Origin of the sequence: Acetobacterium tundrae (assembly GCF_008086615.1) — a bacterium.
Lineage (GTDB): Bacteria > Bacillota > Clostridia > Eubacteriales > Eubacteriaceae > Acetobacterium > Acetobacterium tundrae.
This window is the reverse complement of record NZ_RXYB01000002.1, coordinates 35,363-49,883: the sequence shown is the minus strand read 5'-3', so window position 1 is coordinate 49,883 and position 14,521 is coordinate 35,363. Positions and strand designations below refer to the sequence as shown.

Sequence of the window (14,521 nt, the reverse complement as noted above, 5' to 3'; positions counted from 1 at the left end):
ATGACCCATCTCCTTTATACTTTGTTATATCTCTGCTGCCCCGAAGATGTCTTTTCAATCAGAATAACCCCTATATGACTTGGGTACTCGGGGTCGTTTCGTTCGTCATATCACAAACTTACTGTATAACAGAATGGCTGTGAATAAAAAATTCTTCCTGCCTTGGCTGGTATTTTTTCTCCATGCTTTCTAAACCCTCGTCAAAGCGCTCAGCTTCTTGTTCATCTATCTCAAATACAGGACTTTGATGGTAAACCCATTTTCTTCCATCCAAAACTCCTGGTTTGAGTTCTTTTATCATCATTGCCGACGGATAGGTGCCATTTTCAAGACAGATTTTGTACTTTTTGCAACTCTTAAAACCGCGGTTTACATAATTATTCGGATTTCCAAATATTACAATCACATCATAATCAAGTGCCACAGCCTGTTCAAAGGAATACTCCAATAGTTTTTTTCCATATCCCTTTCTCTGATATTCTGGCAAAATGCAAACTGGACCGAAAGTAAGGATGTCTTTTTCTTCCCCGGTCTCATCAATTAGCTTCGTTTTCGTATACATGATATTCCCAATGATCTGATTACCAACTTCAATCACCAGATCCAATTCCGGCAGAAAGTCTTCGTGGGATCGCATAATATGAACTAAATAGTGTTCATTACACCCTGGAATATATAAATTCCAAAAAGATCTCCTTGTGATTTCTTCTACTGTCTCATAATCTGCTTCTTCTTCATTCCTAATCTTAATCATTTTGTTCATTTCTATAACCAGCCCTTTCGTTTCACTCATGGCACAAAATAACTTGGAATGATGCGGGGACGTTTCATCATATTCATCGCTTCAATGCCTCTTCCTCTATCATCTTACCCAGTCCCAGCACCCAACTCAATTGACACTGCCACAGAGTTCCTACTGAATCTGTCAAATTAAATGATTTCTCTTTTCAACAAACAGTTCTCCCAGATTCTGATATTCACTGTCCCTAATATGACAGTCGAAACGTCTCTGTGTCATTCACCACAGCGGTAATCTAACTCTTATTTACTACAACTTATATGGTATAGTTAAAGCTTCTTCTAAACTCCAACCATCTTTTATTCTATCTTTAAAGATATAGCTTTTCATTCCCCAATAAGCACACATATCTTTCTCTGTGTCATACTTCTTACCCAAATGATCAACTACAGTATTAGGATTTTTTCCTTCTAAAGCTTCTTCTAATGACCACCCATCCTTTATCCGATCATTAAAAACATACTCTTTAACACCCCAATGTAAACACATTGCAGACTTTGTTTTAAAACCCCTGTCTTGATGATCCTTAATACTATCCGGTTGTCTACCTTCCAAAGCCTCTTCTAATGTCCAATTTTCAGAAAGTCTATCTTTAAACACATAATACTTAACACCCCAATAGTTACACATATCTTCTTCTGATTTATAGCCTCTGTCTTTATGGTCTACTACCATAATCGTTAAACAATCCTCTAAAGACCAACTTAGACTTCTTCTATCAAGAAAAACTGCATAACTGATATTGTATGCTGAACACATCTCTTTAACGCTCTTATAACTCTTTCCTAAATGATCCTTAACCATATTTAAACCATTCCTTATGTAAAGTAACTTACTATATAATTAATAAGTATTATGTCTATAAACTCACTAATGTTGAGTGGACGTTTTGAATGCCTGGCAATCGAAGCATCCCCCCTGACATACGCTAACATGACAATTAAAACGTCCCCACGTCATATAATTGCTCAATATTTAAAGAAAGATGATCAATCCCTTGAAATTCTGGTACAACAATAGATAATATGTTTTTCTTGATATCTAGGTTCACTTTCGTAATGCACATTTGCCACGCTCCTCCGATACTTTTACAATCATCTTCAATCAAAATGTCAGGCTGTAACATTTCGACGATGTCTTTATAACTCTCTTTAGGTTCTCTTGCTATTAAGAAAGAGCCAATAAATCCATATTCTTTTAAGAGGATTGCAATATCATCAGCTTGGCTTTTCTTTCGTGACGTACAGAAAATGATGTTCGCTCCTTGTTGTTGCCACGTCTTTATGATTTTTACTGCATTTCCAATCGGGACATAACGATTATGATTATATAATGACAACCATGATTTCGGCTTTATGATCGTTCCCTCTACAAATACCATTATTGTTAAATCAATATGATATTTTGCATTTAGTAAAATCTTTCTCATCATGCAGCCTTTCAAATTTCTGTTTATGTATTACAGGGAAATTATAACCCTACATTGAAATATCAACAATTGAAAAACTGCTGTAAATGGTAAAATAAACCATACCGATTTACGCCAATGAAAGCATACAGGTTTTCACCACAAACCATACATCTTTTCGCCAACAACTATACAACTTATGACAATATGACAAGAGGGACGTTTCGTTCGTCATGCTCTTCGCTTCAATGCCAGCTCCACCATCATTTTTCCCAGCCCCAACACCCGGCTCAATTGGCGGATACTGCCGCTGGTTTCCTGCTGAATCTGACGGATCAGTTGATTTCGCTTGTCTACCGACAGTTCCCCCAGATTCCGGTATTCGGGATTTTTACTCAGCAGGACAGTAAGCTGTTCATCACTGCACCTGGTTTTCAGGTTTATTTCCAGACATTCATCCTGGTTTTCTTCCTCAGAAAATCGAATAAAATCTGCGATGGTCGGAAAATAGTCTTTGATGATCCCCATATCGATGATCGACGAGTTTCCCTGATAAGCCTGAATAATTTGTTGATAACTACTCCATGAATATTCCTTCAGTCGAGAAACCATACCGGCTTTTAAGGGATTGCGGTGAATATACCGAATCACAGTCATCAGATATTGGTCATCTTCGACTGCTTCACTGTTAAAACGATTCTGAAAAAGATGGCCGGTTCGACCGTATTTGTTGTTGTGCAATTGCACATAGCCAACCGTCATCCGTTTGATGCTGGTGCCCAGTTCTTCCCCTTCTTTGATCAGCAGATGAACATGGTTATCCATCAGACAATAGGCATACAACTGAAAGCCGCCGGTTTCTCTGGCCTTATTCAGCTTTTCCATGAAAATTGAGCGATCCGTATCATCCAGAAAAATATTACGCCCATCCAGACCTTTCAGCATCACATGGTAAATGCCAGTAGTGCTTTTTTTCCGCGCTTGTCTTGCCATTTCTGATTTCACCTCCCGTTTTTTTAAGTATATCACAGATAAAAAGTCATGACAAACGAAACGTCCCCTCGTCATACTATCTCAATGTCTCTGGCTTTTCTTGTTTAAATCAAGAATCAAGATGTCTCAGGTTATAAATAAAATAGTTTCCTGTTGTTCTAATCCAGTCGTTGATAATTGAAATAATATTATACAAACAATTTGCATAAACATTTTGCATTTCATTATTGATACTATAAATATTTAATAGTAACGCTATATCTATACCTTCAAAGTTACCGCCACTAATAACTTGCCCTTTCTCAGAGTCTATAACTTTTAATAATAAATATGTATTTGGTGGATTTGTAGGATTTAAGTCTTTGCCTGCAATAACCTTATATTCATTTGAAATTTGTTTAAAATCTAAAAAGCAATCGCTCATTATAATTTGTTTATAATTTCTTAATGAATAAATAATTTTAGCAAGAAGCTTCTTTTCTTTATCAGATAGAAAGTATGTTTCTAATTCATCTTTAAAAAAGTCAGTAAATTCATTAATATTTAACAAAATATTTTTATAAAATTCAAAGCCAATAAAATTCTCATCACTGATCAAACTAATAATATCAGTAGTATTACAATTTAGCAATCTAACATAGTCATATTTGAATGTATCATTTTTGTTTTTATAGAGTAGGCTGCAAATATCAATCAATATAGCTTGTAGTCCTAAATCTATTTGCCTTTTTGTTTGAACAAATTCTTTTTTATCAATAATTCGATTTTCTATAATATCTATAATAGCTTCTGATATAAATTTTGTTAAGTTCTTCTTTTCATTTGCTTTATCTTTTAAAGTATTATAACTGATAGGTTTTCTCTGTCTAATATCAAATGGTAATTCTTCTATTTTCCCATATTCTGTATTATAGATGCAGAGAATGTTAGACCATCCTAATGTTTTGGTTGCATATCCAAGTTCAATCATCACATTTGGATTGGGGGTTATACGTTCATTGGTTTTAGGATTAATTAAACTAATATCCGCTATAAAAATATCGCAACAATCAATTTTATTAAAAATAGTCGCGGATAGATCTGGTGTTCCTATTTCATTTCGGCTATCACTTTCTAAGATGATTTCAGAAATTTTTTTTTGTTTTTCATAAACTACACTAATAGCTTGCTTTATACAACTTTCTATAAAGGATCGGTTTTTATTTGATGGCAAATCCGATTGCCATGAATAAAAAACATTAATTTTCATAAAACACCTTCTTTCAATTTCCGAATTACCCTATGTCATCAATATTTCCCCCTAAAAACAAGGGCAAAAATCGGGCATTATTTAGCCTAATTTTTGCCCATTTTTTGCTTCAAAGCCACAACCTCTTGTTGTCAGAGTGGTTTATTTATCGTTTTTACCACTACGTGACATCAATACTACCGTCTCCACATGCCCGGTTCCGGGGAAAAGATCGACCGGTTGTACTTTTTTTACCGCGTAACCAAATTCACTCAGGATTTTTATATCTCTGGCTAAGGTAGAGGGATTACAAGATACATAAATTACCCGCGGTGTTTTTAAATCACCAATCGCATTTAAGAGGGTTTCTTCACAGCCTTTTCGAGGGGGATCGAGAATGATCAAATCGGGTTTGATCTTTTCAACTTTGGTAATGCGCAGCATTTCCTCTTCGGCTCGGCCCTGATAGAAAGTTACATTTTCAAAGTGGTTCAATCCGGCATTTTCTCGGGCATCGAGAATCGCATCTCCGACACTTTCGATACCGATGACTTGTTTGGCTTCTTTGGCTAAATAAAGACCGATGGTTCCCGTTCCGCAATAGAGATCAAAAATTGTCTCGGTTCCTTTTAATGAAGCCATTTCCTTTATTTGATCATAGAGCTTCACGGTTTGTTTAGAATTAATCTGGAAGAACGAGTTTGGTGATATGGAAAAGCTCAGATCTCCGATTTCTTCAACAATTCTTGCTACACCATGGACACAGAGGCTTTTCTTGCCGAGAATCACATTGCTTTTTTCCCGATTGATATTGACATAAACACTCTTTACATTGGGAACTCCGGCGAGAATAGCATTCACAATCGCTTCTCTTTGGCTCAAATCTTTGCCATTGACAATGATTGTGATCATGTTTTCACCCTTGAGATTCGTTCGCTGCAAAACGCCTCGAACATATCCCTTGCGGGTTTTTTCATCATAAATACTAAGATTTAAATCTTTGATAACGGCATTCATGGTCTTAATAACGTCGGCTGCACTTTCCGGCTGATTCAAGCAATCATCGATATGAACAAGGTTATGGGTTCTTTTGGCGTAAAAGCCCATTCCCTTTTGATCCACTTTAAATTGCGCCTTATTTCGATAGCGGCTGGGTTCTTCCATGCCAATGATGGGTTCGATAGCGAGATCTTTCAGTCCGCCGATCCGTTCGAGCGCATCCTTAACCAGTTTCGATTTTATTCGCAACTGACCTTCATAACTCATGTGCAACAGCTGACAGCCACCGCATTCATTAAAGTATTGACATTCCGGTACAACGCGTTCAGGTGAATTTTCTTTAATCGTTAGAAGTTTCCCTTGCGCATAGGTTTTCTTCACCGTTTTGATTTCAACTTCCACCACATCACCAGGAAGCGCACCTTCAACAAAGACAATCATATTTTCCAATCGTCCCAGACCTTCGCCACTATGGGTGATATCCACTATCTCCATGGTATATTTTTCTCCAACTGCTATCGATTTGATATTTTCGTTCATTATTTCATCCTTTTTATTTCTTTATTTTTTATATTTCATAAGGTCTTTATACCCCGAACAACCAATCATTCTCATGTTTAAAAAAGGGGCAATGGCAAAAAAATGAAATTAAATCAGAGTTTTGCAACAACCTCTTTACGTCTTTTTCAGTCTTCATTGTTTTTTGTGTTTTTTAAAAATAGTTTTATTTTTTGAAAGGTTTCATCGCTGATAATATGCTCAATACCGCAGGCATCTTTTTGAGCATTTTCTATCGATACATCAAGCGCTTTAACCAGAAACTCGGCAATAAAACGATGTTTTTCATAAACCTTAATCGCTAATTTTTCACCTGATTCGGTCAGAAATATTTGCCCATAGCGTTCCTGTTCAACATGTCCCAACGTTTTAAGTTTCCGAACAGCATCGTTCGCACTAGCCTTGCTGACATTTAATTTCGATGCAACATCGGTAATCCGCACACCTTTGCCATTTTTTTTATCTTCCAGGTAGATGGTTTCAATATAATCCTCAATGGATTCTGTTAGTTTTTTTTCCATATTTACCTCTAGTTTTTTCACCATTATTCTGGCTTTTCGTATTTTTTCCTTTTATTTTAGTATCCGTTTTCGTCTTTTTTGGTGTCTGACTGACTGTCTTTTCGGGTATCAAAGTCATTTTCCCCGGTCCAATTAAATCTTCCCGCTGAGCCTTTGTCAGTGCTTCATAAACAAGCAGGTAATTTTCACGCTTATTGTATTGCACCAGCGCTCTTTGCATGTGTTTCTCACGCCCCTTCGGCACATAAACCGCTTCCATCGTCAATGGATTCAACCCGGTATAATACATCGTGGTTGCGATGCTGCCGGGAGTTGGATAAAAATCCTGTACCTGCTCCGGAACAAATTCCATCTCTCTGATGTACTCAGCCAACTCAATCGCATCATCCAAGGTACATCCAGGATGTCCGGTAATGAAATAAGGCAAAACATACTGCTTTTTCCCGGTGCGTTCGTTATATTTTTTGAAATTCTTCACAAAAGCTTCGTAAGTTTTAAAAGCGGGTTTTCCCATGTAACGCAGCACTTTTTCTGATACATGTTCCGGGGCTACCCGCAATTGTCCGCTGACATGATGTTCGACCAATTCCTGGAAAAAGGCTTTGTCTTTTTCCAAAGCTAAATAGTCGTAGCGTATTCCAGAACGGATGAACACCTTTTTAACTCCCGGCAATTTGCGAACTGCTCGCAAGGTCTCCAGATAAGGTTGATGGCTGCTGTCAATCTTTTTACAGGGTTCCGGAAATAAGCATTCCCGATTGGTACAATACCCATGGGTCTCCTGTTTTTTGCAGGCTTTATGGCTGAAATTGGCAGTCGGTCCGCCAATATCATGAATATATCCTTTGAAATCAGGATCCTTAATCATCCGCTTAGCTTCTCTGACAATGGAATCTTTACTTCGCATTTGCACATATTTTCCCTGATGAATGGCTAACGCACAAAAGCTGCAATTGCCGTAACAACCGCGATTCGCCGTAATACTGAATTTCACCTCTGCTAATCCGGGTATCCCACCTTTTTCAGTATAGGAAGGATGCCAGGTATACGTAAATGGAAGATCATATAGCGAGTCGAATTCGCTTTGGCTTAATGGCATTTGTGGCGGGTTCTGACATAAGTACCGATTTCCGCTTTTTTGCAGATAACTGTGATCATCATAGGCATTATTACAATTATAAATGAGCCGCGCCGTTTTTGCATATAGGGCCTTATCGGTGATCACTTCTTCCACTGATGGCAACTCCACCGTCTCTTCAAAGGTTGGTTCTTTAACGATCAATGCCGTTCCTTTTATATAGGTGAGTGCCGCCACGGGAATACCCGCATCCAAACCCTCGGCAATCTCAATCATTGCCCTTTCCCCCATGCCATATACCAAAAGATCGGCTCTGGAATCAAACAAGATGGGCCGTCTTACCTTGTCCTGCCAATAATCATAATGCGCAAATCGCCGCAGACTGGCTTCTATTCCGCCGATAATTATAGGAACGTCACCGAAAAGTTCTCTGATTTTACCACAATAGACGATGGTTGCCCGATCCGGTCTCAGACCGGCCTCGCCTCCTGGTGAATAGACATCTTCATGCCGCCGTTTGTTGTTCACAGTGAAATGACTGACCATAGAATCCAGATTTCCGGCGGTAACTAAAAAGCCTAACCGCGGCTCTCCCAATTTTTTAAAGTCCTCATCTGCGCGCCAATTTGGTTGGGCAATGATTCCCACCTGATAGCCCTTCGATTGAAGGACTCTTCCAATAATGGCCGTCCCAAAAGAAGGATGATCGACATAAGCATCACCGCTTATGAGAATAAAATCGCATTGTTTGATGCCTAATTTTTTCATTTCATTTTTTGACATCGGGAGAAAATCTTTACTGGTGTAATGATCTTGCTTTGAAAATGGAGCGATTGTGTTCTTCATTCAATTCCTTTCTAAAAAAATATCCAACAATCTTTTTTGCCTTTATTTAAACTAGGCCTTTGAAAAGAGAAAAATACAGTGGAAAATTTATAATCATAATACTATAGATAACCATAAAAAACGTCTGATTCATTTCGATCGTCATTCCGATTGTATCTCCGGTCATTCCGCCGATTCGATATTGAAGGTTTTTCATCAGCACATAAGCCGGAATAAAACCAATGACTGATGCCACCAATCCCGGAATTCCTAATACAAACGTTGCCAGAATCAATAAACCCGCCAGATAAATAATAAAATGATGCGGCTCGGTCATCTCAACAACCCGTTTTCCCAATCCACCGCCCCCTTGAGCGTAATTTGAAAAGCAGTTTGACATAACGGAAGCGACCCGGCCAAATACCGGTATGATCAATAGTGCTGCACTATACTCCGGTAGAATGATGGTATAACACATCCAGTTTGTTAACAGCAGTAAAATTAAACCAATGGCTCCGAAAGCGCCTAAACGACTGTCTTTCATAATTACCATCATCTTCTCTCGATCTCTGGCACTAAACAAGGCATCCGTCGTATCTGCAAACCCATCAAGATGAAGCCCGCCAGTTAACCAGATATAGGTAATTACCATTAGCAGGGCCTGAAGATTCACAAAATGAATCAGCGAAAACAACAGTGAAACGCCATATAATATTAAACCGATGAACACGCCGACAAAAGGGATTAAAATCATACTGTCGTAGAACTCATCATCGGTTACATTTTTTAATTTAATTGGAATTCGGGTAAAAAATGAAATTGCTATTAAAATTTTTCGCATTCTAGTCTCCAGTTTGTAAGATATCAACAATGGTCAATTAATTTTTATCATAAAAACCACAAGAAACGCGCCGAGCGCGTTTCTCTATGGTTTACAGGCAGCCGCTTAGTGTGTGCTAGCACACATTTGACCACTGCCGACCGCAAATAAAAGCATGAATTTGCATCCATACTTTATTTCCGAAACTATTCTCATTTTTGATTCTTTATTTATTATACTTCATCAACAAAATCAAATTTGTTTTCAATTAATAATCTTAATTGCTCAACAGCTTTTTTCTCATCGTCACCAGTTGCCTCAATTTGTATCTCGTCGCCTTTTTGTACCGCTAGAATCATAACGCCCATAATGCTTTTTGCATTAACACGTGTTGCTTCTTTTTTGATATAGATTTCACTTTTAAAATCATTGGCTCTTTGAACAAATAGAGAGGCTGGTTTTGCATGAAGTCCCGCCTTATTCGTAACAATTACTTTATCAACTATCACAATAATCCACCCCTTTACTATAAAATTCCCCTATGATAACATTATAGCGCGACTAAACAAATTTAGCAAGTATACAGACTTTTATTTCTTTTTTGTTGAAAAATATTTTTTTAAGTTTTATAATGTACAATAAGTATGTAGAATTCAGACACTTTGCGGAGGTGGAAAAAATGAAAGTAACAAAAGATATGGGCATATTAGATGCTGTTAATGCATATCCGGATTCAGTTAACGTATTTCAGGCTTATGGAATGCATTGTTTTGGCTGTATGGCTGCTCGGTTTGAAAACATTGAAGCTGGCGCCATTGCACACGGTATTGATCCTGATGCTTTAATTAAATCAATTAATGATGCAATTGAGGCGATTGATCTGACTAAAGAACAATAACCAATACCTAAAAAAATTTTAAGGATAACATTATCAGGTAGGTTGAAACCAGATAAATGTTATCCTTAAATTTAATTCTGTCTTTTATTTATTTAAAATAAAAGTAATACTTGAAATCATTACTGATAATTGTTACAATGGTCAGAACTTAATATAAAACTGATAGAGGTGCGGTCTTTATGACTAATTACGTCAACCATGGCAAATGGGATGAAGCGTAATGAAAGGAAAGCTCGCCGAAGGATTTTGAATAGCCGTCAAATTCCTGGGCTTACTGTTAAAATCAGTAAGACTGTCATCATTCAACTGATGGAGTGCTATCTAAAAAACAATTGAATCTCGTTAGAGAGTCTTTCTTTGAATTTTAGCTAGTATAAAAATACTGGCTTTTTTTTAATTTTCGAAACTATGGAGGAATTATGAAATCTTATAATGTTGCTGTTGTTGGTGCCACCGGAATGGTTGGTCAAAAAATGCTTGAAGTTTTAGAGGAATTAAAATTTCCGGTTAAAAATCTTTTTCCGATGGCATCAATCCGTTCTGCTGGCAAAGAAATCAACTTTAATGGAAAACCATACGTGGTTCAGGAACTTTGTGACGAATCCTTTGACCAGGATATTGATATTGCCCTTTTCTCTGCCGGCGGAGATACCAGCGCCCGTTTTTCACCGATAGCCGCATCAAAAGGTGTAATTGTCATTGATAATAGCAGTGCTTTCCGAATGGATCCCACGGTGCCCTTGGTTGTCCCTGAGGTTAATCCAGAAGATTTAGACTGGCATAAAAACATCATTGCTAACCCAAATTGTTCGACCATTCAGGCAATGGTGGCCCTGAAGCCGCTACAGGATGCTTTCGGAATCGAACGCATCGTCTATTCAACCTATCAGGCTGTTTCTGGATCGGGTGTTAAAGGCTATGCCGATCTTGAAAATGGTCTAAAAGGTGAAGAAAACAAATTTTATCCGCACCAAATTGCCGGCAACTGTTTACCTCATATCGATTCATTTTTGGAAAATGGGTATACCAAAGAAGAGATGAAAATGGTTAATGAAACGCGTAAAATTCTTCATGATGATGATATCCGCATCACCGCCACCACCGTTCGTGTTCCCGTTTTTTACAGCCATAGCGAAAGCGTTAATGTGGAACTGAAAAAGCCCTATGAATTGAATCAGGTGAAAGATTTATTTGCCCACGCTCCAGGTATTGTTCTGATGGATGACCCGGAAAATAATATTTACCCCCTGGCGAGAATTGCCGAAAACCGAAATGAAGTATTTGTCGGGCGTATTCGCCGGGATTTTAGTGTTGACAACGGCTTAAATCTTTGGGTTGTTGCTGATAACATTCGTAAAGGCGCCGCTACCAATGCCGTTCAAATTGCCTTTGAACTTGTTAAACGTGAATTAATCTAGTTGTTTTTTGCCCCATTCTATCTTAAACAAAAAAGGAGAACCAAATGAGTATTTTTACAGGAAGTTGTGTTGCCCTGGTAACACCATTTAAGAATAACAAAATTGATTTTGAAAAATTTCACCAACTGATTGATTGGCAAATTGAAAACAAGACCGATGCCCTTCTCATTGCCGGAACCACCGGTGAAACCTCAACCCTCACTGATGATGAACATCTGAATTTGCTTCAGGATGCAGGAAAATATATCAATGGGCGTGTTCCATTTATTGCCGGTACCGGAAGTAACGATACGGCCTATTCGATCTGGCTTTCAATCGAAGCCGAAAAGGCCGGCGCTGATGCGGCTCTGATTATTAATCCCTACTACAATAAATCGACTCAGCGTGGCATCATCGCTCATATTTCGGCGATTGCCAAGGCGATTACCATTCCGGTAATCATCTACAATGTGCCCAGCCGTACCGGGATGAACATCACCGTCAATACCATGAAAGAACTCAGTAAAATCAAAAATGTCGCAGCCGTTAAAGAAGCCAGCGGCGATATCAGTCAGATTACCGAAATTGCCCGTGTTTGTGGCAAGGATCTTGACATTTACAGTGGCAATGACGATCAGACACTGCCGATCTTGGCTGTCGGCGGCAAAGGTATTATTTCCGTTTCTGCCAATATTATCCCCCGGGATATGCACGATTTAGTGGCCAGCTTCATGGCCGGTGATCTTAAAAAATCCCGAGAACTTCAATTTAAAACAAATCTTGTCAATCTCGCCATGTTTTATGAAACAAACCCGATCCCGATTAAAACCGCCATGGAGCTGATGGGCCTGGATACCGGAGAAATGCGCCTGCCACTCGTCGAGATGGAAGAAGCCAACAAAGAAAAACTGATTGCTGATCTAAAAACCTACGGACTGCTGTAGGCGATACGGATATGATAAATATTTTACTCACCGGTGTTTCCGGCGCTATGGGCAGCATGCTTCAACAGATTATTGCTGCCACTTCCGATTGTGAAGTTGTCGCCGGGTTTGATCATCTCGAAAACACGTCCCTGCCCTTTCCCGTTTATACCAATTTAGAAAACTGTCAAGAAAAGGTAGATGTCATTATTGATTTTTCCCATTTCAAAGCTTTTCCAGCGATATTCGCTTATGCCAAAGCCCATAAAATTCCCATCGTAGTTGCTACAACCGGCTTATCCGAGGAAGATTTACAGACTATTGACCAGGGCGCCAAAGAATTCCCGATATTTAAAACCGCAAACATGTCCATTGGTATCAACCTTCTGGCAAAAGCACTTGAAGATATCGCCGGGAAACTGGAAGATGGATTTGATATTGAAATTATTGAAAAACACCATAATAAAAAAATCGATGCTCCCAGTGGTACCGCATTGCTTCTAGCCGATGCCGTCAATAGCGGACTGGCTCAGAAAAAAGACTACACCTTTGGAAGACACGGCCGAGATTGCCGACGCACCGAAAATGAGATCGGTATTCATGCCATTCGCGGCGGCACCATTCCCGGCGAACACACCGTTATTTTTGCCGGGAATGATGAACTCATTGAAATCAAACATACGGCACTTTCAAAAAAAGTATTTGCTGAAGGGGCTGTCAAGGCAGCTCGATACCTTATTAACAAGAAACCCGGACTATACGATATGTCCATGGTGGTAAGCGACTAGACACATCATTTTGATTTAAGAAAGGATTTCCAATGAATATAGTTGTTCAAAAATACGGCGGAACATCAGTCGGTTCCGTTGAACGTATTAAGAACGTTGCAAAGCGAATTATTGAAAAGAAAAAAAGCGGCCATCAAATTGTGGTCGTGGTCTCCGCCATGGGAAAAACAACCGATGACCTGGTAAAACTCGCCTATGACATCAGCAAAGCCCCGCCCAAACGTGAGCTGGATCGGCTCTTGTCTACCGGTGAGCAAATCTCCATTTCCTTATTATCCATGGCCTTACAGGCAATGGGTCACGATGCCATTTCCTTTACCGGCCCGCAGGTCGGAATTCGAACCAGCGGCCGACACACCAAATCGAGAATCGAAGGGATTGACACCACCAAAATCCTTGATGCTTTAAATGAAGATAAAATTGTGATTGTTGCGGGTTTTCAAGGCGTCAATGAAAATGATGATGTGACCACGCTTGGACGTGGCGGGTCGGATACCAGTGCCGTAGCGCTTGCCTGTGTTTTGGATGCGCCTTGTGAAATATATACCGATGTTGAGGGAATCTATGGGGTCGATCCCCGACTATACCCCCAGGCTAAAAAGCTCGATACCGTCAATTATGAAGAAATGCTGGAAATGGCAAGCCTGGGTGCTGGCGTCATGCACCCTCGAGCCATTGAACTCGGCAGTAAATACGATACTAAAATTTTGGTTGCTTCCAGCATGCTTGACTTACCTGGAACAATCATCAAAAAAGGAGAACATAACATGGAAGGACAATCCATAACCGGGCTGGCAATCGATAATGATGAAACGATGATTACCATCCGTAATATTCCTTTTGATCTGAATATTACCTCTCATTTCTTTAGCCAACTAGCCAATAAAAGCATTAACATTGATATGATTAGTCAAAGTGCTCCGATTGACGGTTTCATCAATATTTCATTTACCGCTCCGACCTCAGATTTGGAAGATGCAAAAATTATTCTGTCGGCCTTTGAAGAAAAACATCCCGGTATCCGTATTTTGATAAATGAAAACGTCTCTAAGCTATCAGTCGTTGGCGTTGGCATGCGGAGCCAATCCGGAGTTGCCGCCAAATTTTTCCAACTTCTTTCCGACAATGATATCCAGATGCTGATGATTACAACGTCGGAAATCCGCATTAGCTGTATCATCAAATCAAAAGATCGAGAACTCGCCGTCACGGAGACAGCCAAAGCATTTGATCTTTAAAATAATTCAACAAAAAAAGCCAGGAATTTATTAATCCTGGCTTTTTTT

Annotated in this window: 15 protein-coding genes and 1 riboswitch; of the genes, 5 read left to right on the top strand and 10 right to left on the bottom strand. The window is 39.1% G+C overall.

What is annotated here, in order from left to right:
- Nucleotides 1–118: 118 nt before the first annotated feature.
- From FZC40_RS01750 to FZC40_RS01705, 10 genes are all read right to left on the bottom strand, one after another.
- Complete coding sequence (locus FZC40_RS01750; protein WP_148602425.1) at nt 119–763, bottom strand: GNAT family N-acetyltransferase; 645 nt, start codon at nt 761–763, stop codon at nt 119–121.
- A gap of 285 nt (nt 764–1,048) precedes the next feature.
- Complete coding sequence (locus tag FZC40_RS01745) at nt 1,049–1,603, bottom strand: hypothetical protein (protein WP_148602224.1); 555 nt, start codon at nt 1,601–1,603, stop codon at nt 1,049–1,051.
- Between the two features lie 136 nt (nt 1,604–1,739).
- Entirely contained in the window at nt 1,740–2,228 is a 489-nt protein-coding gene (locus FZC40_RS01740) for a hypothetical protein (protein ID WP_148602223.1), read from the bottom strand.
- Nucleotides 2,229–2,438: 210 nt separating this feature from the next.
- Complete coding sequence (locus tag FZC40_RS01735; protein ID WP_148602222.1) at nt 2,439–3,200, bottom strand: REP-associated tyrosine transposase; 762 nt, start codon at nt 3,198–3,200, stop codon at nt 2,439–2,441.
- Between the two features lie 109 nt (nt 3,201–3,309).
- Nucleotides 3,310–4,449 (bottom strand): hypothetical protein, encoded by a 1,140-nt coding sequence (locus tag FZC40_RS01730; protein WP_148602221.1) that lies wholly within the window; start codon nt 4,447–4,449, stop codon nt 3,310–3,312.
- Between the two features lie 141 nt (nt 4,450–4,590).
- A complete protein-coding gene (gene rlmD, locus FZC40_RS01725; RefSeq protein ID WP_148602220.1) occupies nt 4,591–5,967 on the bottom strand; it encodes a 23S rRNA (uracil(1939)-C(5))-methyltransferase RlmD in 1,377 nt (458 codons plus the stop codon).
- Between the two features lie 146 nt (nt 5,968–6,113).
- Nucleotides 6,114–6,506, bottom strand: a complete 393-nt coding sequence (locus FZC40_RS01720) for a metal-dependent transcriptional regulator (protein WP_148567251.1) — start codon at nt 6,504–6,506, stop codon at nt 6,114–6,116.
- Entirely contained in the window at nt 6,478–8,430 is a 1,953-nt protein-coding gene (locus FZC40_RS01715; protein ID WP_148602219.1) for a YgiQ family radical SAM protein, read from the bottom strand. Before FZC40_RS01715 ends, FZC40_RS01720 begins: the two co-directional genes overlap by 29 nt.
- A 46-nt stretch (nt 8,431–8,476) precedes the next feature.
- The gene (cobS, locus tag FZC40_RS01710) at nt 8,477–9,250 is read right to left on the bottom strand and encodes an adenosylcobinamide-GDP ribazoletransferase (protein WP_148602218.1); all 774 of its coding nucleotides are present in this window, start codon (nt 9,248–9,250) and stop codon (nt 8,477–8,479) included.
- 212 nt (nt 9,251–9,462) lie between these two features.
- Nucleotides 9,463–9,738 carry an HPr family phosphocarrier protein gene (locus FZC40_RS01705; protein ID WP_148567254.1) on the bottom strand — a complete coding sequence of 92 codons (276 nt, stop codon included), beginning with the start codon at nt 9,736–9,738 and terminating at the stop codon, nt 9,463–9,465.
- 170 nt (nt 9,739–9,908) lie between these two features.
- Here FZC40_RS01705 and FZC40_RS01700 point away from each other — a divergent pair, with 170 nt between their 5' ends.
- The 5 genes from FZC40_RS01700 to FZC40_RS01680 all read left to right on the top strand — a co-directional run bounded on the left by FZC40_RS01700 (nt 9,909) and on the right by FZC40_RS01680 (nt 14,473).
- Nucleotides 9,909–10,127, top strand: coding sequence for a DUF1858 domain-containing protein (locus FZC40_RS01700; RefSeq protein ID WP_186843850.1), 219 nt, complete (start codon nt 9,909–9,911; stop codon nt 10,125–10,127).
- 155 nt (nt 10,128–10,282) lie between these two features.
- Nucleotides 10,283–10,455: riboswitch (Lysine riboswitch) on the top strand.
- A 91-nt stretch (nt 10,456–10,546) separates the two neighbouring features.
- Complete coding sequence (locus FZC40_RS01695; protein WP_148602217.1) at nt 10,547–11,545, top strand: aspartate-semialdehyde dehydrogenase; 999 nt, start codon at nt 10,547–10,549, stop codon at nt 11,543–11,545.
- Between the two features lie 44 nt (nt 11,546–11,589).
- Nucleotides 11,590–12,468, top strand: coding sequence for a 4-hydroxy-tetrahydrodipicolinate synthase (gene dapA / locus FZC40_RS01690; protein WP_148602216.1), 879 nt, complete (start codon nt 11,590–11,592; stop codon nt 12,466–12,468).
- Between the two features lie 11 nt (nt 12,469–12,479).
- Nucleotides 12,480–13,235 (top strand): 4-hydroxy-tetrahydrodipicolinate reductase, encoded by a 756-nt coding sequence (gene dapB, locus FZC40_RS01685; protein ID WP_148602215.1) that lies wholly within the window; start codon nt 12,480–12,482, stop codon nt 13,233–13,235.
- Between the two features lie 32 nt (nt 13,236–13,267).
- The gene (locus FZC40_RS01680; RefSeq protein ID WP_148602214.1) at nt 13,268–14,473 is read left to right on the top strand and encodes an aspartate kinase; all 1,206 of its coding nucleotides are present in this window, start codon (nt 13,268–13,270) and stop codon (nt 14,471–14,473) included.
- Nucleotides 14,474–14,521: the final 48 nt, after the last annotated feature.